The sequence below is a fragment of the Streptomyces sp. NPDC046122 genome (assembly GCF_056429965.1).
In genome coordinates this window covers 314,860-334,255 of record NZ_JBWKLQ010000007.1, presented here as the reverse complement: position 1 = coordinate 334,255, position 19,396 = coordinate 314,860, and the positions used below count along the sequence as shown (strand labels likewise).

General features: G+C 73.1%; 19 protein-coding genes. 14 read left to right on the top strand and 5 right to left on the bottom strand.

The window, feature by feature from the left end:
- Positions 1-6 precede the first annotated feature (6 nt).
- On the bottom strand, positions 7-474 hold the full coding sequence (locus AC07FK_RS21315) for a Rieske (2Fe-2S) protein (RefSeq protein ID WP_479106472.1): 468 nt from the start codon (positions 472-474) through the stop codon (positions 7-9).
- Positions 475-667: 193 nt separating this feature from the next.
- Here AC07FK_RS21315 and aroH point away from each other — a divergent pair, with 193 nt between their 5' ends.
- The 5 genes from aroH (at position 668) to der (ending at position 5,134) form a co-directional block, all read left to right on the top strand.
- On the top strand, positions 668-1,030 hold the full coding sequence (gene aroH, locus AC07FK_RS21310) for a chorismate mutase (RefSeq protein WP_453407898.1): 363 nt from the start codon (positions 668-670) through the stop codon (positions 1,028-1,030).
- Positions 1,027-2,112: a prephenate dehydrogenase gene (locus AC07FK_RS21305; RefSeq protein WP_479106471.1), complete on the top strand. Its 1,086-nt coding sequence runs from the start codon at positions 1,027-1,029 to the stop codon at positions 2,110-2,112. Before aroH ends, AC07FK_RS21305 begins: the two co-directional genes overlap by 4 nt.
- Before the next feature lie 143 nt (positions 2,113-2,255).
- Positions 2,256-2,963, top strand: coding sequence for a (d)CMP kinase (gene cmk, locus AC07FK_RS21300; protein WP_479106470.1), 708 nt, complete (start codon positions 2,256-2,258; stop codon positions 2,961-2,963).
- Between the two features lie 53 nt (positions 2,964-3,016).
- Positions 3,017-3,604, top strand: coding sequence for a lysophospholipid acyltransferase family protein (locus AC07FK_RS21295; RefSeq protein WP_452811738.1), 588 nt, complete (start codon positions 3,017-3,019; stop codon positions 3,602-3,604).
- Positions 3,605-3,673: 69 nt separating this feature from the next.
- Positions 3,674-5,134, top strand: a complete 1,461-nt coding sequence (der, locus tag AC07FK_RS21290; protein ID WP_479106469.1) for a ribosome biogenesis GTPase Der — start codon at positions 3,674-3,676, stop codon at positions 5,132-5,134.
- Between the two features lie 30 nt (positions 5,135-5,164).
- Here der and AC07FK_RS21285 read toward each other — a convergent pair whose 3' ends face one another.
- Entirely contained in the window at positions 5,165-5,488 is a 324-nt protein-coding gene (locus AC07FK_RS21285) for a hypothetical protein (RefSeq protein WP_479106468.1), read from the bottom strand.
- 167 nt (positions 5,489-5,655) lie between these two features.
- Positions 5,656-6,447 (bottom strand): hypothetical protein, encoded by a 792-nt coding sequence (locus AC07FK_RS21280; RefSeq protein WP_479106523.1) that lies wholly within the window; start codon positions 6,445-6,447, stop codon positions 5,656-5,658.
- A gap of 255 nt (positions 6,448-6,702) precedes the next feature.
- On the opposite strand from AC07FK_RS21280, the gene AC07FK_RS21275 reads away from it, so the two are divergent.
- From AC07FK_RS21275 to AC07FK_RS21255, 5 genes are all read left to right on the top strand, one after another.
- A complete protein-coding gene (locus AC07FK_RS21275) occupies positions 6,703-7,290 on the top strand; it encodes a transglycosylase family protein (protein ID WP_479106467.1) in 588 nt (195 codons plus the stop codon).
- A gap of 462 nt (positions 7,291-7,752) precedes the next feature.
- Complete coding sequence (locus tag AC07FK_RS21270; protein ID WP_479106522.1) at positions 7,753-9,036, top strand: glycosyltransferase; 1,284 nt, start codon at positions 7,753-7,755, stop codon at positions 9,034-9,036.
- Positions 9,033-9,875 (top strand): transferase, encoded by an 843-nt coding sequence (locus tag AC07FK_RS21265; RefSeq protein WP_479106466.1) that lies wholly within the window; start codon positions 9,033-9,035, stop codon positions 9,873-9,875. The genes AC07FK_RS21270 and AC07FK_RS21265 overlap by 4 nt, the downstream gene beginning before the upstream one ends.
- A gap of 62 nt (positions 9,876-9,937) precedes the next feature.
- A complete protein-coding gene (locus tag AC07FK_RS21260; RefSeq protein WP_479106465.1) occupies positions 9,938-10,912 on the top strand; it encodes a helix-turn-helix transcriptional regulator in 975 nt (324 codons plus the stop codon).
- 453 nt (positions 10,913-11,365) lie between these two features.
- Complete coding sequence (locus AC07FK_RS21255) at positions 11,366-11,581, top strand: I78 family peptidase inhibitor (protein ID WP_479106464.1); 216 nt, start codon at positions 11,366-11,368, stop codon at positions 11,579-11,581.
- A 121-nt stretch (positions 11,582-11,702) separates the two neighbouring features.
- Here AC07FK_RS21255 and AC07FK_RS21250 read toward each other — a convergent pair whose 3' ends face one another.
- The gene (locus AC07FK_RS21250) at positions 11,703-12,743 is read right to left on the bottom strand and encodes a phosphatase PAP2 family protein (protein WP_479106463.1); all 1,041 of its coding nucleotides are present in this window, start codon (positions 12,741-12,743) and stop codon (positions 11,703-11,705) included.
- 458 nt (positions 12,744-13,201) lie between these two features.
- Between AC07FK_RS21250 and AC07FK_RS21245 the strand changes: the two genes are divergently transcribed.
- Both AC07FK_RS21245 and AC07FK_RS21240 read left to right on the top strand, forming a co-directional pair.
- The gene (locus tag AC07FK_RS21245) at positions 13,202-14,923 is read left to right on the top strand and encodes an MFS transporter (RefSeq protein WP_479106462.1); all 1,722 of its coding nucleotides are present in this window, start codon (positions 13,202-13,204) and stop codon (positions 14,921-14,923) included.
- A gap of 119 nt (positions 14,924-15,042) precedes the next feature.
- Entirely contained in the window at positions 15,043-16,251 is a 1,209-nt protein-coding gene (locus tag AC07FK_RS21240; protein WP_479106461.1) for an acyl-CoA dehydrogenase family protein, read from the top strand.
- A gap of 12 nt (positions 16,252-16,263) precedes the next feature.
- On the opposite strand, the gene AC07FK_RS21235 is transcribed toward AC07FK_RS21240, so the two are convergent.
- On the bottom strand, positions 16,264-16,704 hold the full coding sequence (locus AC07FK_RS21235; RefSeq protein WP_479106460.1) for a cell division protein SepF: 441 nt from the start codon (positions 16,702-16,704) through the stop codon (positions 16,264-16,266).
- A gap of 291 nt (positions 16,705-16,995) precedes the next feature.
- Here AC07FK_RS21235 and AC07FK_RS21230 point away from each other — a divergent pair, with 291 nt between their 5' ends.
- Together AC07FK_RS21230 and AC07FK_RS21225 are read left to right on the top strand one after the other, a co-directional pair.
- Positions 16,996-18,225 carry a DUF5685 family protein gene (locus tag AC07FK_RS21230; protein WP_479106459.1) on the top strand — a complete coding sequence of 410 codons (1,230 nt, stop codon included), beginning with the start codon at positions 16,996-16,998 and terminating at the stop codon, positions 18,223-18,225.
- 211 nt (positions 18,226-18,436) lie between these two features.
- A complete protein-coding gene (locus AC07FK_RS21225) occupies positions 18,437-19,228 on the top strand; it encodes a DUF1684 domain-containing protein (protein ID WP_479106458.1) in 792 nt (263 codons plus the stop codon).
- Positions 19,229-19,396 lie beyond the last annotated feature (168 nt).

Below are 19,396 nucleotides of genomic sequence, written 5' to 3'. Positions count from 1 at the left end.
CCGCAGTCAGGGCAGCCGGATCGAGCCGCTTTCCACGGTGATCTCCTCCCGGGGCAGCGGCCTGCGCGCCGGCCCCGCCGCGACCGAGGCGTCCGTCACCCGGAACTTGCTGCCGTGGCAGGGGCAGTTGATGGTGCCGCCCTCGACGCTGCCGACCGTGCAGCCCTGATGGGTGCAGACGGCGGAGAAGGCGCGGAAGGCGCCCTCCTCCGGCTGCGTGACCACGATCTTGTCGTCCGCGAAGATCTTGCCGCCGCCGACCGGGATCTCCGACGTCCGGGCCAGCGTCCGGCCGCCGGCGGGCGACTCCCGGGCGGTGGGCGGCTCCCTGGGCGCCTCCGGCGGCTCGGAGGTCGCCCGGGGCGTCTCGCCCGTGTCGCCGCCGTCTCCGCCGCCGCCGCAGCCGGCGGCCAGGGCGGTGCCCGCCGCGGCGCCGGCCGCGAGGACCGCCCGCCGGCTCGTACCCTTGCCCATCACGTGCTCCTCACCCCACGCTCCGGTCGTCCGGCGCGAAGGGCAGCATCTTCGCCCCCGCCGCACCCGGGAGGAAGCACCCGGCGGCGTGCCGCCCGTGTCTCACCCCCAGAACACGCCGCGCCCCGCCCCACCCGGCCCAACTAGGCTGAATCCAGCAGGGGCACATGAGGTACGGAGCGAGGAGCACGACGTGGCAGTACGAGCGGTGCGTGGGGCCGTCCAGCTGGAGCGGGACGAGGCCGGGCACATGGACGAGCAGGTCAGTGAGCTGCTCACCGCGATCCTGGAGCGCAACGGGCTCACGCCCGACGACCTCATCAGCATCTGGTTCACGGCCACCCCGGATCTCCACAGCGACTTCCCGGCCGCCGCCGCGCGCAAGCTCGGCATCGTCGACGTACCGCTCATCTGCGCCCAGGAACTGGACATAGCGGGCGCCATGCCCCGCGTCGTGCGCATCCTCGCGCACGTCGAGTCCGACCTGCCCAAATCCTCCGTGTCGCACATCTACCTCGGCGCCGCGGCTGCCCTCCGCAAGGACATCGCCCAGTGAGAACCGCCCTCGTCGTCGGAACCGGCCTCATCGGCACGTCCGCCGCCCTCGCCCTCGCCGGGCGTGGCGTCACCGTCCACCTCACCGACCACGACCCGGCGCGGGCGCACACCGCCGCCGCCCTCGGGGCGGGCACCGACGAGGCGCCCGAAGGCCCCGTCGACCTGGCCGTCGTGGCCGTGCCGCCCGCCCACGTGGCCGCGACGCTCGCCGACGCCATGGCGCGCGGGGTCGCCCGCGCCTACCTCGACGTCGCCAGCGTCAAGGGCGGACCGCGCCGCGAGCTGGAGGCTCTGGGCGTCGACCTCACGGCGTACATCGGTACGCACCCGATGTCCGGCAAGGAACGTTCCGGCCCGCTCGCCGCGACCGCCGACCTCTTCGAGGGCCGCCCCTGGGTCCTCACCCCCACCCGCGACACCGATACCGAGGTCCTCAACCTCGCGCTGGAACTGGTCGCCCTGTGCCGGGCCGTACCGGTGGTGATGGACGCGGACGCCCACGATCGCGCGGTCGCGCTCGTCTCGCACACCCCGCAGCTCGTCTCCTCCATGGTCGCGGCGCGCCTCGCGGACGCGGACGAGACGGCGGTACGCCTGTGCGGCCAGGGCATCCGGGACGTCACCCGCATCGCCGCCTCCGACCCCCGGATGTGGGTCGAGATCCTCTCCGCCAACCCCGGGCCCGTCGCGGACGTCCTCACCGGCGTCGCGGCCGATCTGGAGGAGACCGTCCGGGCCCTGCGGGCGCTGCAGTCCGCCGACGACGACAAGCGCCGCACCGGCGCCGACGGCATCGAGGACGTGCTGCGTCGCGGCAACACGGGCCGCGAGCGGGTGCCGGGCAAGCACGGGGCCGCTCCGGCGGCGTACGAGGTCGTCGCCGTGCTCATCAGCGACCGTCCCGGCGAGCTGGCCAGGATCTTCGCGGACGCCGGGCGGGCGGGCGTCAACATCGAGGACGTGCGCATCGAGCACGCGACCGGTCAGCAGGCCGGCCTGGTGCAGCTGATGGTGGAACCGGCGGCGGCGCCCGGGCTGACCGCGTCGCTGCGGGAGCGGGGCTGGTCGATCCGCCAGTAGGAGGGGCCGGCAAGCGTCCGAGGCGCCCCCCGAGTGTCCGGTTTGTGGGGGCTTTGCGGGGGCGTCGAGGGCGGGGCCGCGGACTCGGTAACCTTGTGTGGGGTCCGTTGGTCCCCGCATGCCCAAGCCCGTGTACCAGGAAGGTGTCCTACACCGTGGAAACCGCCGCCCGGACCGCCCCGGCAGCAGTGATTGTCGCCATCGACGGCCCCTCCGGCACGGGCAAGTCCAGCACCTCCAAGGCCGTCGCCGCCAAGCTCGGGCTCAGCTACCTGGACACCGGCGCCCAGTACCGGGCGATCACCTGGTGGATGCTGAACAACGGCATCGACGTCACGGACCCCGTGGCCATCGCGGACGCCGCGGGCAAGCCGGTCATCGTCTCCGGGACCGACCCGTCCGCCCCCACGATCACGGTCGACGGGATCGACGCCTCCGGGCCGATCCGCACCCAGGAGGTCACCTCCAAGGTGAGCGCCGTGAGCGCCGTGCCCGAGGTGCGCACCCTCATCACCGAGCTGCAGCGCTCCATCGCCGAGGGCGCCGCGCTCGGCATCGTCGTCGAGGGACGCGACATCGGTACGACCGTGCTGCCGGACGCCGACCTCAAGATCTTCCTCACCGCCTCTCCCGAGGCGCGCGCCGCCCGCCGCAGCGGCGAGCTCAAGGGGGCGGACGTCTCCGCGACCCGCGAGGCCCTGCTGAAGCGGGACGCGGCCGACTCCAGCCGCAAGGCCTCGCCGCTCGCCAAGGCGGACGACGCCGTCGAGGTCGACACCAGCGACCTCACGCTGGACCAGGTCATCGAGTGTGTCGTTACCCTGGTCGAGGGGAAGCGGGCCGCGAAGTGACCGCACCCACATCGCGTGGTGCGGCGGTCGGGCGCGGCATCGGCATCGGCCTGATGTACGGGCTGTGGAAGCCGCGCGTGCTCGGTGCCTGGCGGGTGCCCGTGAGCGGGCCGGTGATCCTGGCGGTGAACCACTCGCACATGATCGACGGCCCCATGCTGATGGGCACGGCCCCCAGGCCGGTGCACTTCCTGATCAAGAAAGAGGCGTTCGTCGGCCCCCTCGACCCGTTCCTGCGCGGAATCGGGCAGCTGAAGGTGGACCGCGCGACCGCCGACCGTACGGCGATCTCGAACGCGCTCGGCGTCCTGGCGGACGGCGGCGTGCTCGGGATCTTCCCCGAGGGCACCCGGGGCGAGGGCGACTTCGCGTCGCTGCGCGCCGGCCTCTCGTACTTCGCCGTCCGCGGCGGGGCGCCGATCGTCCCCGTGGCGGTGCTCGGCAGCACCGAACGCCGAGGCCGGCTCATACGCGGGCTGCCGCCCCTGCGCGGCCGCGTGGACGTCGTCTTCGGTGACCCCTTCGAGGCCGGCGACGGCAGTGGACGGCGCACGCGCAAGGCGCTGGACGAGGCCACCGTGCGGATCCAGGAGCGGCTGACCGCCCACCTGGAAAGTGCCAGGCGCTTCACCGGGCGCTAGGCGAGACTTGAGTAGTGGACCGCGCGCATCGGGTGGTCCATCGATGATGATGAACGAGGAACGGACTTCATGAACGACCAGATTCACTCCGGCGACGAGCACGGAGCACTTGGCGACGCCGAGTACGCGGAGTTCATGGAGCTCGCCGCGCAGGAGGGCTTCGACCTCGAAGAGGTCGAAGGCGCGATCGGTGAGGCCGGTCACGGCCCGCTGCCCGTCCTCGCCGTCGTCGGCCGGCCGAACGTCGGCAAGTCGACCCTGGTGAACCGCATCATCGGCCGCCGTGAGGCGGTCGTCGAGGACAAGCCGGGCGTCACCCGCGACCGCGTCACCTACGAGGCCGAGTGGGCGGGCCGCCGCTTCAAGATCGTCGACACCGGCGGCTGGGAGCAGGACGTCCTCGGCATCGACGCGTCCGTCGCCGCCCAGGCCGAGTACGCGATCGAGGCCGCCGACGCGGTCGTCTTCGTCGTCGACTCCACGGTCGGCGCCACCGACACCGACGAGGCGGTCGTCCGCCTGCTGCGCAAGGCCGGCAAGCCCGTGGTGCTCTGCGCCAACAAGGTCGACGGCCTGAGCGGCGAGGCGGACGCGACCGCGCTGTGGTCACTCGGCCTCGGCCAGCCGCACCCCGTCTCCTCGCTGCACGGCCGCGGCACCGGCGACATGCTGGACGCCGTACTGGAGGCCCTGCCGGAGGCGCCGGCCCAGACCTTCGGCCAGGCCGTCGGCGGCCCGCGCCGCATCGCCCTCATCGGCCGACCGAACGTCGGAAAGTCGTCGCTCCTGAACCGGGTGGCGAACGAGGACCGCGTCGTCGTCAACGAGATCGCGGGCACCACCCGCGACCCGGTCGACGAGCTGATCGAGCTCGGCGGCATCACCTGGAAGTTCATCGACACGGCCGGCATCCGCCGCCGCGTCCACCTCCAGGAGGGCGCGGACTACTACGCCTCCCTGCGCACCGCCGCCGCCGTCGAGAAGGCCGAGGTGGCGGTCGTCCTGATCGACGCCAGCGAGTCCATCAGCGTGCAGGACCAGCGGATCGTCACGATGGCCGTCGAGGCCGGCCGCGCGCTGGTCATCGCGTACAACAAGTGGGACACCCTCGACGAGGAGCGCCGCTACTACCTCGAGCGCGAGATCGAGACCGAGCTCGCCCAGGTCGCGTGGGCGCCGCGGGTGAACGTCTCCGCGCAGACCGGCCGCCACATGGAGAAGCTCGTCCCGGCGATCGAGACGGCGCTGGCCGGCTGGGAGACGCGCGTACCGACCGGCAGGCTCAACGCCTTCCTCGGCGAGATCGTCGCCTCCCACCCGCACCCCGTCCGCGGCGGCAAGCAGCCCCGCATCCTCTTCGGGACGCAGGCGGGAGCCAAGCCGCCGCGGTTCGTGCTCTTCGCCTCCGGCTTCCTGGAGGCCGGCTACCGGCGGTTCATCGAGCGCCGGCTGCGCGAGGAGTTCGGCTTCGAGGGAACGCCGATCCACATCTCGGTCCGGGTGCGCGAGAAGCGCGGCCGCAAGAAGTGAGGTAGGGCCCCTGGCGGGCCGGCGGGCTTCCTAGAAGCCCCGACGAGGAGCGGGCGGCAGCGCGGCCGGGAAGTGATTCCCGGTGTGCTGTCGCCCGTTGCTGTGCGGGGTGGTGCCGCTGTCGCTGCTCGTGACGCGCCAGAAACCGGTGTGCCCGCCGTGCGTGCCCTGACCGGTGTGACTCGTGGAGCCGTGGCCGTGGCGCGAACCGGCGGAGAAGCCCGTGAACCCCAGTTCCTCCTCGCCGGTGCGGTCGCCGGGCAGTGCCCGGAAGGACCTGCGGTACTCCGAGTAGAGCGCGTCGTAGATCGGGGTGTGCGAGTGGTCGGTCTGGGTTTCTCGCGAGGGGCGCATCGCGGGGATGGGGCTCTGGTACGGCTGATGGCGTGAGGGGTCGTATGAGTGCACGTACGTGCCAACGACCCCAGCGCCCGTCGGATGCGGGCCGAGCAGGGAATTCCCTGCTCGGCGGGGGTGAGCGGTCCGCCGTCCGGCCCTGTCGGGCGGCCCGCCCGGGCCCGTCAGGTGCCGGCCAGCGGCATGGCGGCGGCGGCCAGCACACCACGGGCGGCCGCTCGCTCCAGCGCGTTGCGCAGCAGGTCCTCGCGCGGCTGCTGGCCGATGGAACCGGCGGGCGCGGTGTAGACGAGGACGGTGCTCGACTTGTTGGCCGCCGTGCGCCAGCCCTCGGTCACCTGGAGCGGCTGGTGCGCCTGCCACCAGGACACCGGGCTGCCGCCGTTGGCCCCCGGCTGGAGTACGGCGTGCAGCTGGCCCATGGCGAGCAGGACCGACCAGCCGGGCAGCGCGGCGGGCACGTCGTTCATGTCGGCGACGGGCCGGAAGCCCTGCTCGGTCACGAGCGCCAGGAACTCGTCGGTGGTGCGGTCGGAGCCGGGGCGCGCGACCGGCCCGGTCGGCTCGACGACCAGGGCCGGGTGCAGCTGGCCGTCGATCAGCACCAGGCCGCTGGTGATCCCGAGCACCGCCTGGCCCGGCGAGCCGCCGAACTCCTCGGCGCCGGGCAGGTCGGGGCCGCCGCCCGTGATGCTGCGTACGGCGCCCTGGAGCTGCTCCTCGGCCACCTGGACGACCTGGGAGGGGATGCAGGTGGCGTGGGCGAACGCGAGGACGGCGGTTTCGTCGCCCACGAAGAGCACGGTGCTCGTGCGCTCCAGTTCGGAGTCGCCCTGGGTGCGGCAGGAGGTGCAGTCGTAACTGCCCGGGGCGTTCTCGCCGGCGAGCAGGCGGTCGGCTTCTTCGTTGCCGATCTCGGCGCGTACGTCGTCGCTGACGTCGAGCATGCGCGGCACGGGGGACTCCTCGGACTCGGTGCGGGTGCCGGGCGGTTCCCGGCTCGTCAAGGAAGACAACGGGTGAGTCGTCGCCGGGGTCACGCGAAGAAGGGAACAGAATCGAACCGATGCGCCGGGGCGGGCGCCGTTCCGCGCGCCCCCGGGGTGCCGAACGGCCGTCCGGCCGTCTCCGGTCCCCCCGACCGGGTGGGGCTTCGGGGGCGGCCGCGCGGCATCCCGGGCGTCGCGCGGGCGGCTGCTTAGCGTGGCGCGATGCCGAAGCTGCCGCAGTTGTGCCCCGTGCCGGTCGCCGTGCTCGCCGTACTGCTGGCCCTCTGCCCTACGGGTGCGCGGGCCGAATCCCCGCCGCCCGCTCCCGCGCCCGGTACGGAGAGCTGTGCCGGGGCCCAGTGGCCCTGGGGCTGCCTCGCGGAGTGCGAGAGCGGCGGCGACTGGCACATCAACACGGGCAACGGCTACTACGGGGGGCTGCAGTTCCACCAGCCGACCTGGGTGGAGCACGGCGGGCTCGCGTACGCCCCGCGCGCGGACCTCGCGACCCGGGCGGAGCAGATCGAGGTGGCCGAGAAGGTGCTCGCCAACCAGGGATGGAAGGCGTGGCCGGTCTGTTCGAAGCGCTACCGCCTCTCCGGGCGGGTCCATGTGGTCAAGGCCGGTGACACGCTCGCCTCGATCGCCCGCCGCTACGGGGTGCGCGGTGGCTGGAAGGCGCTCCACCAGGCCAACGCGAAGGCGGTCGGCGGCGATCCGAACCGGATCCGGACCGGGACGATGCTCGTCATTCCGTCGGCGAAGAGCGCGTCCGCGCGTACCTGGGCTCCGACGCCTCACCACCGCTGAACACGAGGGTTCCCCGCCCGACTTCCGGGCCATGGAGGCGGATCCCGAGGGCCGGCGGGCCGGCCTGGTCCTCGACGGGAAGGGCGCGCACGGGAACGTCCGGCTGTGCGAGGCGATGGACGCCGTCGGCGTGGACGTCACCGCCGAGGTGACCCGTGTGCGGAACCGGTCGTCCGACGTCCCGTGGACCACGAGGACGCGCCGCGCTGCCGCGACGCCCTGTGGGTCGCCGGGGCCGGCCGCGAGTACGAGGACGCGCGACTGCTGCATCGTTCCGCGGCTTCCCCACCGACCCTGATGCGCGGAACGGCGGTTTGGTTGCCTGCTTGTGCTATCGATGCCACAACCGTATTGGAACGATTTGATGCGGCTCGGGCCTATCAGTTTTCGCCCAGTACAGTCCATTTCTGAAAGCAGTCGGACATGACCAGTCCGCTGAAGATCTGGGGGTCGCGTCGGCGTATGCACATCTCTTTCCTGCTTCACAACGCGTACGGCATCGGAGGGACGATCCGTACGACGTTCAATCTCGCGCAGGCGCTGGCCGAGCGGCACGACGTCGAGATCGTCTCGGTCTTCCGCCACCGCGACGAACCGGCGATGGGCGCCCCCGCCGGCGTCCGGCTGGACTACCTGGTCGACCTGCGCGCGAAGAGTCCCGGATACGACGGCGACGACGAGCGGTGCGCGCTCCCGGCGAAGGTCTTCCCCGCGGGCGACGGCCGGTACCGGCAGTACAGCCGCCTCACCGACGCCCGCATCGCCACGCACCTGAAGTCCACGGAGGCGGACGTCGTCGTCGGCACCCGCCCCGGGCTCAACGTGCACATCACCCGCCAGACCCGGCGCGGCCCCGTGCGCGTCGGCCAGGAGCACCTCACGCTCGCGGGCCACAGCTACCGGCTGCGCCGGGAACTGAGTCACCGTTACGCCGTGCTGGACGCCGTCACCACCGTCACCGAGGCCGACGCCCACGCCTACCGCACCCGCCTCAAACTGCCGGGCGTACGGATCGTGGCCGTGCCCAACAGCGTGCCCGCACCGCCCGTCGCGCCGGCCGACTCCGACGCCAAGTGGGTCGTCGCGGCCGGCCGGCTGACCCGCGTCAAGCGCTACGACCTGCTCGTCGAGGCCTTCGCGAAGGTCGTCGCCGCCCGCCCCGACTGGCGGCTGCGCATCTACGGCGGCGGCGACGCGAGCGGGAACGAGAAGAACGCCCTGCACGCCCTCGTCGCCGAACTCGGCCTGCACAACCACGTCTTCCTGATGGGCCCGGCCAGCCCCATAGAGCCCGAGTGGGTCAAGGGTTCGATCGCCGCGGTCACCTCGGAGCACGAGTCCTTCGGCATGACCATCGTGGAGGCGATGAGATCCGGCCTTCCGGTCGTGTCCACCGACTGCCCGCACGGTCCGCGTGAGATCATCTCCGACGGCCGCGACGGACGCCTCGTCCCGGTCGGTGACACCGGCGCGGTGGCCGACGCGCTCCTCGGCCTGATCAACGACGACGACCGGCGCCGCGCCATGGGAGCGGCCGCGCTCGCCGCTTCGGCCCGCTTCGACCCGGGGAACATCGCCGAGCGGCACGAGGCGCTGTTCACCGAACTGGTCTCGCGCGGCGGACACGGACGCTCGCGCAGCCGGATCCAGGACGCGCTGTACGCCTCCAGGGGAGCGGTACTCGACGGGGCGTACTCGCTGCGCTACAAGGCCGCCTCCGCGCTCCGGAAAGGGCAGACCGCATGAACAGCACCCCGACCCGCACGGAGCGGCCGCGCGCCGACTGCATCGCGGACGCCGCCGGCGGCGTCACCTTCGACATCGCCGGTGAGGCGTCGCCGCGCGCCGCGCTCCTCCTGCGGCGGCGCGGCGGCGACACGGCCGCGGACATCGTGCGGCTGCCGCTCACGCCCGCCGGCGAGGGCCGCCTGCGGGCCGTGCTGCCGAGCACCGTCGAACTGGCCGAAGGACGCTGGGACGCGTTCACGACGCACGGGGACGAGTCCGGGCAACAGCGGATCGAGCCCGGCGTCAGGGACCTTCGGTCGCTCGTGGACCGGGCCCCGGACCCCGGGCGCGCCCGGGTCGCCGTACGCATCCCCTATCCGACCGCCGACGGCAGGCTCGCGGTGCGCAGCTGGCTGCGCGCGCCGCACGCCGAGGCCGGAGCCATCGGCTTCCCCCACGGCGCGATGACCGTGGAGGGGCGGCTGTACGGGACCGGGCTCGACGGGGACGTCGTCGTCGAGGCCAGACTGCGGGGCGCGAAGAAGGACCCGCACCGGGTGCCGGTGACCCTCGGGGCCGACGGCGCGTTCGCCTTCACGCTGGCGTACGAGCCGCTGGCCGAGGGACGCGGCGACGAGCAGCGGCTGTGGGACCTGTGGCTGTGCCCCGCGCCGGCGGAGCCCGGAGCGGCCGGGACACGGATCGGGCGCATCCTGGACGACGTGTGGGACAAGAAGGGCGTCTTCCGCTATCCGGCGCTGCCGGTCGAGGGGCCGGGGGTGGGCCGGCCGACCACGGCGTCCCCGTACTTCACCGTCGACAACGACCTCAGCGTGCGGCTCGACACCCTGCGGTAGGGGCCCGGGAGCGCCGGGGCCCGAGGACCGTGGCTGTCCTCGGGCCCTGGCAGACTCGCCGCATGTTGGAGACCTCGGCACGTCTGCTGCGCCTGCTCTCGCTGCTCCAGGCCCACCGCGAATGGTCGGGCCCGGACCTGGCCGAGCGGCTCGGCGTCACCCCGCGCACCGTGCGCCGCGACGTCGACCGGCTGCGCGAGCTCGGCTACCCCGTCAACGCCAGCCCCGGCACGGGCGGCGGCTACCGGCTCGGCGCGGGCGCCGAACTGCCGCCGCTGCTCCTCGACGACGAGGAGGCCGTGGCCGTCGCGGTCGGGCTGCGCACCGCCGCGGGACAGGGCATCGAAGGCATCGGCGAGACGTCCGTACGCGCGCTGGCCAAGCTCGAACAGGTGCTGCCGAACCGGTTGCGCCGCCGCGTCGGCGCGCTCAACGCCTTCACCGTGCCCATGCTGCGCGGGCCGGCGGCGTCCACCGTGGACGCGTCCGTGCTCACGGAGCTGGCCAACGCCTGCCGGGACAGCGAACGGCTGCGCTTCGTGTACCGGGACCACGGCGGCAGTTCGACCCGCAGGGCGGTCGAGCCGCACCGCCTGGTGTGCACCGAGCGCCGCTGGTACCTAGTCGCCTGGGACCTGGACCGCTCGGACTGGCGTACGTTCCGGGCGGACCGGATCACCCCCACACCCCCGCACGGGCCGCGCTTCGACCCGCGCGACCCCCCGGCCGAGGACCTCGCGGCGTACGTCTCGGAGGGCGTGTCCACCGGGGCGTACGCCGCGACGGCGGTGGTGCGGCTGCTGGCGCCGCTGGAGGAGGCGCGACAGGCGGTCCCGCCGAGCGCCGGCGTGCTCGAAGCGGTCGACGACGACAGCTGTCTGCTGCGCACCGGGGCGGCGAGCCTCGACGTGCTGGTCATTCACATCATGCTGACCGGCTTCGAGTTCGAGGTGGTCGAGCCGCCGGAGCTCTCGGAGCGGATCCGGTCGGCCCGTGACCTCCTCGCGCGCGCTGTGGACCGAGGCTCACCGGGGTGACCGGGCGGCCCGCCTCGCTCCGCCGCTTCGGGCTCCGGGCAGCAGGCTGCGGATGCCATGACGCGCGCGTCGGCCCCCGGGCCCGGCCGGGTGCACCCGCGGGCGCATACGTCTCCGGAGGCCCCGGTGCTCACCGCGTCCGGTGCGGACTGTGTGGGGGAACCGTGAATTCGCTACGCCCCGTCAGTTTTCCGGCGGGAGCGCGCGCCGTGAATTCGGGGGAGCGTTCGGGGGAGCCGGGAATGAATTCAGTATCTGTTATGGGGTGATGATTCGAGGGTGTTCCCTTTCCGCTCCCCGGGTGCCCCGCTGCCCTTTCGGGTGAAGACGCTCGTGCCAAACGTCTGTCGTGATCCTGTGACACAAGCGTGACCGCTGAGGTATGTGGGACGGTGACTCACCGCTCCGGCCCCGCCCTTCCTTCCCCGTCGCCGGCGGCCTACGGTGAGTCCCATGGCACCTCTACCGACCCCTTCCGCCCAGCCCGACGACGCCCCCGAGGCGTACGTCGGCCTCGATGCCGACGGCGCGGAGCGGCTGGCCCGCGAGCGCGGCTGGACCACCGTCAGGACGCTCCCGCCGGGCTCGATCATCACCATGGAGTACCTGGAGGGCCGCCTCAACTTCGAGGTCGACAAGGACACCGTCGTCCGCTGCTGGACGGGCTGACCCGCCCGGTTCCACAGCACCGGCACACGGCGAAGGCCCCGGCCGGCTCCTCAGGAGCCGGCCGGGGCCTTCGTGTGCGGGGTGGGGCCTGTGCGTACCGTCCCCGCGGGTCCGTGGGCGGTCAGCCGCCGGCCACCGGCCGGGGCGACGTCCCGGGGCGCGCCGCGCCCGTACGGTCGGCGTGCGGCGGGCGGCGGCTGCCGGCCGGGGTGACGGACGTCCGCTCCGGGCGTGCCGTGTGGGGCCGCTGCGTGAGGTGGACGGTGGTCCTGACGCCGCTCGTGGGGCGGACGGCACTGCCCGCGGCCACCGGCTCGCGGGCCGGGCCGTCCGCCTGGACGGTGCCGCGGGCGGTCGGGTGACGCTGCGGGAAGAGGCCGGGGGACAGCCGGCCGCCGGCCGGTGCGGGCCGCGAGGCGCCGAGCCTGCGACGGGCGCGCCAGGACTCGCGTACCGCGAACACCCACGCCTCGGTGCGGCCGATCAGAGGCTCGAACCAGGGCAGGCTCAGCAGGATCAGCAGCCCCGCCGCCCAGCCGAGCAGCACGTCGCTCACCCAGTGGGTGCCCAGGTAGACGGTGGTCGCGCCGACGCCCAGGGCGACCACGGCGGAGAGCACCGAGAGCCACCGTCTGGCCCGGGGGGTGGTGGCCATGTAGGCGAGGATGCCCCAGGTGACGACCGCGTTGGCGGTGTGGCCGGAAGGAAATATATCCCCGCCCGCGAACATCTCGGCCGAGCCGATCTCCGTCGCGTAGTGCGGGCCGCGGCGGCCGAGGCCGAGCTTCACCGCGCCCACCGTCACGTTCAGCAGGAGCAGCGAGGCGCCCAGCGTCAGCAGCGGGCGCAGCGTGTGCTGGCGCCAGGAGCGCCAGCCGAGCCAGGCCGCCACCATGACGGCGGTGGGGCCGCGCTGCCCGAGCACCACGAAGTAGTCCAGGAAGGGGTGCAGTTCCGGCCACTGCTCGTACGGCCGGAACAGCATGATCTTCCAGTCGAGAGCCACCAGCCAGGACGTGATCAGGACGGCCCAGACGATGGCGATGTAGAACGCCAGCGTCGAACCGAAGAGCGCCGTACGGGTACGGCTCATCCCGGGGATCTCTATCTTCGGCGGCTCCGGTTCCCGGTCCAGCCGGGCAAAGATTCGGTCGGTACGCACTGAATCGACGTTACAGCGAGTGAGTGACAAGCCCGGCCCCTCCGGCACCTTTGTGATGACGATGTGATGTGGGGTGTGTCTCACCGAGACGTTAATTCCCGGCCGTTCGGGAAAGCCGAGAGGCCCGCTGAGCAATTCATTCGGAGGCCCGCTCGTAAGAGTGAATGGTGTCGATGAATTGCGTTCACCGGAACGCAACACGGAATTTCCCGGTCCCTCACGGGTGTCCCAAGATCGCCGATGGGCTGCCGGGCGTCCTGCGGCGGTGCCGCCGACGGTGTGGCGTACGCCACACCCGGCCGTTCGCCCTGGTGAGAGGTGCGCCATGCGGCCCCCGTGTGAACTCGCGTACTCTGACGGCTCACTCGCCCGTCGATGCCGGGCCCGCAGGGACGTCGGACAGCGCCGTTCCCGCCGGTCCGCCGAGCGCGAGGGATGCGCCACTGGGAGGGACGTACATGTCAGGGACGACCACGGCCGGAACACAGCGGTCTGCGGGCGCCCCCGGGCACCGGCCGGGTGCGACGACCGTGAAGCCCGTGAAAGCCGTGCGCGCCACACCGTTGCGGACGCTGCGGGCCGCCCCCGGCAACCGCTGGGCCGTGCTGGTCGTGCTGTGCGTCAGCCTCCTGCTGGTCGCTCTCGACGCGACGATCCTGCACATCGCCGTCCCGGCCCTCTCCGAGGACCTGCGTCCCCGGGCGACCGAGCTGCTCTGGATCGTCGACGCCTATCCGCTGGTCTGTGCCTCGCTGCTGATCCTCTTCGGCACCCTCGGCGACCGCGTCGGCCGCCGTCGCGTCCTCCTGCTCGGATACGGCCTCTTCGGCGGCGCCTCCGCTCTCGCCGCCTACGCCGACGGGCCGCACGTCCTCATAGCGGCCCGCGCCCTGCTCGGCGTCGGCGGCGCGATGATCATGCCCGCGACGCTGTCGATCCTCCGTCAGGTCTTCCCCGACCGGCGCGAACGCGCGGTGGCCATCGGCATCTGGACGGCGGTCGCCGCCATAGGGGCCGCCACAGGACCGGTGCTCGGCGGCTTCCTCGTCCAGCACTACTGGTGGGGGTCGGTCTTCCTCATCAACATCCCGCTGATGGCGCTGATCCTGCCCGTCGGCCGCTGGCTGCTGCCGGAGTCGCGGGGGAGCGGGCAGGGCCCCTGGGACGTGCTCGGCGCGCTGATGGCGGCCGTCGGCGTGCTCGGCGTGGTCCTCGGGGTGAAGCGGGCCGGCGGCGGCGAGGGGGTCGCCGACGCCAGGACGCTGCTGCCGCTGCTCGTCGGCTCCGTGCTGCTCGTGCTGTTCGTGCGGCGCCAGCGGACGCGCAGGCACCCGCTCGTCGACGTCACGCTGTTCGCCCGGCCCGCCTTCTCGACCTCCGTGGGCTGCATCGTCCTGGCGATGCTCGCACTGGTCGGCCTGCAGCTCATCGCCGTCCAGTACCTCCAACTGGTGCTCGGACTGAGCCCCCTGGAGACCGGCCTGCGGCTGCTGCCGCTGACCTTCGCCGCGATGGCGGCCGGCGCCACCGGCTCGTACACCCTCCAGCGCCTCGGCCCGCGCGCGATGGTCTCGTCCGGCTTCGCGCTGACCGCCGCCGCCGTGCTGGTGCTGACCCTGATGGGGCAGCACGACCGGCCCGCGCTGCTGACCGCCGGCTTCGTCCTGCTCGGCTTCGGGCTCCAGACCACGCTCTTCGGCGCGTACGAGTCGATGCTCAGCGAGGCCCCGGCCGAGCACGCGGGCGGCGCGGCCGCCATCGGCGAGACCTCGTACCAGCTCGGCGCCGGCATGGGCATCGCCCTGCTCGGCAGCGTCATGAACGCCGCCTACGCACCCGGGCTCGCCAAGGTCCCCGGGGTCTCCCCGGCCGAGAGCGCGGGCGCGGCGAACTCGCTCGGCGAGGCGTACACCGTCGCGGCGCAGATCGGCGGGCCCGCCGGTGAGGCCCTGCGCTTCACCGCGCGGCACGCCTTCGTGCACGGCCTGCACGTGACGCTCTTCGTCAGCGCGGGTCTGCTGCTCCTCGGCGCGCTGGCCGCGCTGCGGCTGCCGCGGCTGATGGACTGCGGCGGGTGGGGCGCGGAGCGGGAGCCCGTGCGCGAGCCGTCGCCGCAGGTGAAGGTCCCGGCATCCCGGGAGCACGCGCAGCACGCCGGGTCTGGACGGGTAGCGCGGTGACCCCGTAACGTCGGCGGCGCGACGCCGTAACTACCACTGCTAGTTTTCCGGTGCGCCGCACACCGCATCGACCCGCACCGCACCTCATCGTGAGCCGAGCAGCCGCCGGAGGGCCAGGAATGTCCGTCACTTCGAAGCCTCAGCAGCTTCCGCCGTTCGATCCCAGCGACCCGATCGGCATCGACGATCTGCTGGCCCCCGAGGACCTCGCGATCCGCGAGACCGTACGCACCTGGGCCGCCGACCGCGTCCTGCCGCACATCGCGGACTGGTACGAGCGCGGTGAGCTCCCCGGCATCCGTGAGCTGGCCCGCGAGCTCGGCTCGATCGGCGCCCTCGGCATGTCCCTGGAGGGCTACGGCTGCGCGGGCGCGTCCGCCGTCCAGTACGGCCTGGCCTGTCTGGAACTGGAGGCCGCCGACTCAGGCATCCGCTCGCTGGTCTCCGTGCAGGGCTCGCTCGCCATGTACGCCATCCACCGCTTCGGCTCCGAGGAGCAGAAGCAGCGCTGGCTGCCCGGCATGGCCGCGGGCGAGATCATCGGCTGCTTCGGCCTGACCGAGCCCGACCACGGCTCCGACCCGGCCGGGATGCGGACGTACGCCAAGAAGGACGGCGCCGACTGGGTGCTGACGGGCCGCAAGATGTGGATCACGAACGGATCGGTGGCGGGGGTGGCCGTCGTCTGGGCGCAGACGGACGACGGGAGCGGTGCCATTCGCGGATTCGTCGTGCCGACCGACGCCCCCGGCTTCTCGGCGCCCGAGATCAAGCACAAGTGGTCGCTGCGCGCCTCGGTCACCAGCGAGCTGGTCATGGACGAGGTGCGGCTGCCCGCCGACGCCGTACTGCCGGAGGTCACGGGGCTCAAGGGGCCGCTGAGCTGCCTGAGCCACGCGCGCTACGGAATCGTGTGGGGCGCGATGGGCGCCGCGCGCGCCAGCTTCGAGGCGGCGGTCGACTACGCGAAGACGCGCGAGCAGTTCGGCAAGCCGATCGGCGGCTTCCAGCTCACCCAGGCCAAGCTCGCCGACATGGCGGTCGAACTGCACAAGGGCATCCTGCTCGCCCACCACCTCGGGCAGCGCATGGACGCGGGCCGGCTGCGCCCCGAGCAGGTCAGTTTCGGCAAGCTCAACAACGTGCGGGAGGCGATCGAGATCTGCCGCACGAGCAGGACGATCCTGGGCGCGAACGGGATCTCGCTGGAGTACCCCGTGATGCGGCACGCGACGAACCTCGAATCGGTGCTCACCTACGAGGGCACCGTGGAGATGCACCAGCTCGTGCTGGGCAAGGCGCTCACCGGCCTGGACGCCTTCCGGTGAGCGGCTCGCCCCTCAGCTCTGGTTGAAGAAGCCGTGCGTGTCGCGGCCCGCGGCCTCACCGCTGACGACCTCGGTGTCCGCGGGGCTCAGCAGGAAGACGCGGTTCGCGACGCGCTCGATCGAACCGCGCAGGCCGAAGGTGAGGCCGGCGGCGAAGTCGACGATGCGCTTGGCGTCGGAGGGCTCCATGGACGTGAGGTTCATGATGACCGGGACACCGTCCCGGAAGAGCTCGCCGATGCCGCGCGCGTCCCGGAAGCCGTCCGGGGTGACCGTGGCGATCCGGGGGCTCTTGTCGTCGGCGGACTCGGAGACCGCCTTGACCCGCGGGTCCGTGACCCAGGGCTCGGCGGTCTCGTTGTTTCCCTCGGCGTACTCGTCGTCGTAGTAGCGGTCGTCGTCGCTGTCCTCGACGAGCCCGAGCCAGGCACTGGCCTTGCGCACCGATCCCATGGGACGCCTCCTTTCACCGCGGTCGGTCTGTGTACCGCTCCCCCTATCGTCGTCCATCATGCGGATTACGCGCCAAGTGGATAGCCGCCGCGCAGGGGATTCGTGACGGTACTGGTGCAGAAGTTGTGGCGATTCGTCAAGGTCCGTCCTGTGTCGGGCTGCTGACAGGGTGAAAAATAGGACCGTCGGGCCACACGGGTGATGAGGGGGACGGACGGGTGAACACGGCGTCCTCCCGACCGCCTCGGTACGATGCGGGCCGCACCGTTCAACAACTCTCGGGGGAGCGCCTTGTTCGGAATCGTCAGGCCATGCAGCCACAGGCTCTCGGAAGGGCTCAGGGCCGAGTGGATGGCCCATCTCTGCGGTCTGTGCCTGGCACTTCGCGGTGACCACGGGCAGCTCGCGAGGGTCGTCACCAACTACGACGGGCTCATCGTCTCGGTTCTGACGGAGGCTCAGTCCGAGTCCGTCACGGGTCGGCGGCGTACGGCCGGGCCCTGTCCACTGCGCGCGATGCGCACCGCGCCCGTGGCGCAGGGCGAGGGGGCCAGGCTCGCGGCCGCCGTCTCGCTCGTGCTGGCCTCGGCGAAGATGCGGGACCACGTCGCCGACCGGGACGGGCTGTTGGCCCGCAAGCCGGTGGCGGCGGCGGCCCGGCGGGTCGCCGCGGGCTGGGACAGGGCCGGTGCGCGCACCGGCGCCTCGCTGGGCTTCGACACCGCGCTGCTGGTCGACGCGGTGGACCGGCAGGTCGGCATCGAGGCGCTGGCGGGGCCCGGCACCTCCGTCCTCGCGGTCACCGAACCGGCCGAGACGGCCACCGCCGCGGCCTTCGCGCACACCGCCGTACTCGCGGGCCGGCCGCAGAACGCCGCGCCGCTCGCGGAGGCGGGCCGGCTCTTCGGCCGGCTCGCGCACCTGCTGGACGCCGTGGAGGACCTCGAAACTGACGTGGCGTCGGGTAAGTGGAACCCGCTGACAGCCACCGGGACCACGCTCGCCGAGGCGCGCCGGCTCTGCGACGACGCCGTGCACGGCGTACGGCTGGCACTGCGCGACGCGCACTTCACCGACGACAGGCTGGCGCACGTACTGCTGGCGCACGAGCTGAGCCGCTCCGTGGACCGGGCGTTCGGAACGGTGGCCTGCGGCCACGAGGGGCAGGTCCAGGCGTACGGCGCGCCGCCGCCCGGGGCCGGGCACGGTGGCGGCAATCCGTACGGCTCGAACAACCCCTACGGCGGCGCCGGGGCCGGCGCCGGGGCTCCGGGCGGCGGTTACGGCGGTTACGGTCCGCCCGGCGGTCACGGCGGGATGCCGCCCGGCTTCAACGGAGAACCGCACCGGCCCGGCAGGCGCGGCTTCTGGGCGGGGTGCGCCGTCGCGATCGGGCTGTGCTGCACCTGCAAACTGTGCTGCGCCAAGGAGTACGAGGGGGCCTGGTCGCGGAAGAAGCGCGAGGGCCTGTGCCACAAGTGCGACTGCGACTGCTGCGAGTGCTGCGGCTGCGACTGCTGACGCGGGCGACTCGGGTGGTTGCCGTGGGCGGTGCGCGGGACCGGGTGGCCGGTGACGGGGGCGGTGCGCGGGCTTGGGCGGGTGACGGGCCGGGCGGTGTGCGGGTGCGGGGTGGCCGGTGCGTGGGAGCGGGCGGTTGCGGGCCCGGCGCCGGCCGGTACGAGGTGTCCCCTCGGCGTGACCGGGGCGCCCGTGTGGAAGGGTGGCGCGCATGAGCACCGACCCCCGGCAGCAGTGGCAGCACTGGCACGAGCGGCGCGCCGAGACGGTCGCCGCGCCGTACGGTCCGCTCTCGCTCACCGGCACCCACTGGCTCTCCGACTATCCGGAAGGTCGCATTCCAGGCGTTCCGGGCCGGTGGGCGGCCGACTGCGACGAGGTCGTCCTGACCGTCTCGCCGCACGACGGGATCACGGTCGACGGGGAGCCGCCGGCCGGCGAGGTCCGGCTGACCGCCGACACGGGGCCCGTCCCGGAGTCCCGGGTCGCGGCGGCCGGCCACCGGCTGGTCGTGCTGCGCCGCGAAGGGCTGTGGGCGGTGCGGGTCTTCGACCCCGGGTCCCCGGCGAGGCGGGGTTTCACGGGCATGGAAGTGACGCCGTACGACGCGAAGTGGGCGCTGCGGGGCCGGTTCCGTCCGTACGCCGAAGGGCGCACCACCGTCCGGGTCGAGAACGCGGACGGGCGGGAACGGGGGCTCGGGCTCGCCGGGGAGATCGCCTTCGAGATCGACGGCGCCGAGCACACGCTCCAGGTCGCCGTCGAGGGCGACGGCTCGCTCTGGGCCGTCTTCGCCGACGCGACCGGCGGGGCCGGTTCGTACCGCTTCCGCTTCCTGCGCCCGCCCGCGCCCGCTGCCGACGGCACGGTGACGGTCGACTTCAACCGGGCGCTGCTGCCGCCGTGCGCCTTCGCCGACCACTTCATCTGTCCGTTCCCGCCGCCGGGCAACACGCTGCCGGTCGCGGTGCCGGCGGGGGAGCGGAACCGTATCGACCGCTGACCCGTCCCAACGGCGGACACCGGCCCCGGCCGGCTCCTCGCCCCACGCCGCAACCCGCTCGGCGAACCGTGCCGCACCCGCCCCGCCGGCCCCGTGCCGCCGGGGCCGCGAGCCGTGCCCGGACGCGCGCGGCCGAAAGGCGCCCTTGCGCGCGCTGTTGGCGCCCCG

What these genes read in the sequence shown, in the direction of transcription:
- AC07FK_RS21260 (WP_479106465.1), top strand. Translation starts at nt 9,938, where the DNA reads ATGTTGGAGACCTCGGCACGTCTGCTGCGCCTGCTCTCGCTGCTCCAG.
- AC07FK_RS21315 (WP_479106472.1), bottom strand. Translation starts at nt 474, where the DNA reads ATGGGCAAGGGTACGAGCCGGCGGGCGGTCCTCGCGGCCGGCGCCGCG.
- der (WP_479106469.1), top strand. Translation starts at nt 3,674, where the DNA reads ATGAACGACCAGATTCACTCCGGCGACGAGCACGGAGCACTTGGCGAC.
- AC07FK_RS21255 (WP_479106464.1), top strand. Translation starts at nt 11,366, where the DNA reads ATGGCACCTCTACCGACCCCTTCCGCCCAGCCCGACGACGCCCCCGAG.
- AC07FK_RS21225 (WP_479106458.1), top strand. Translation starts at nt 18,437, where the DNA reads ATGAGCACCGACCCCCGGCAGCAGTGGCAGCACTGGCACGAGCGGCGC.
- AC07FK_RS21275 (WP_479106467.1), top strand. Translation starts at nt 6,703, where the DNA reads ATGCCGAAGCTGCCGCAGTTGTGCCCCGTGCCGGTCGCCGTGCTCGCC.
- AC07FK_RS21235 (WP_479106460.1), bottom strand. Translation starts at nt 16,704, where the DNA reads ATGGGATCGGTGCGCAAGGCCAGTGCCTGGCTCGGGCTCGTCGAGGAC.
- AC07FK_RS21245 (WP_479106462.1), top strand. Translation starts at nt 13,202, where the DNA reads ATGTCAGGGACGACCACGGCCGGAACACAGCGGTCTGCGGGCGCCCCC.
- AC07FK_RS21240 (WP_479106461.1), top strand. Translation starts at nt 15,043, where the DNA reads ATGTCCGTCACTTCGAAGCCTCAGCAGCTTCCGCCGTTCGATCCCAGC.
- AC07FK_RS21265 (WP_479106466.1), top strand. Translation starts at nt 9,033, where the DNA reads ATGAACAGCACCCCGACCCGCACGGAGCGGCCGCGCGCCGACTGCATC.
- AC07FK_RS21270 (WP_479106522.1), top strand. Translation starts at nt 7,753, where the DNA reads ATGCACATCTCTTTCCTGCTTCACAACGCGTACGGCATCGGAGGGACG.
- AC07FK_RS21285 (WP_479106468.1), bottom strand. Translation starts at nt 5,488, where the DNA reads ATGCGCCCCTCGCGAGAAACCCAGACCGACCACTCGCACACCCCGATC.
- AC07FK_RS21295 (WP_452811738.1), top strand. Translation starts at nt 3,017, where the DNA reads ATGTACGGGCTGTGGAAGCCGCGCGTGCTCGGTGCCTGGCGGGTGCCC.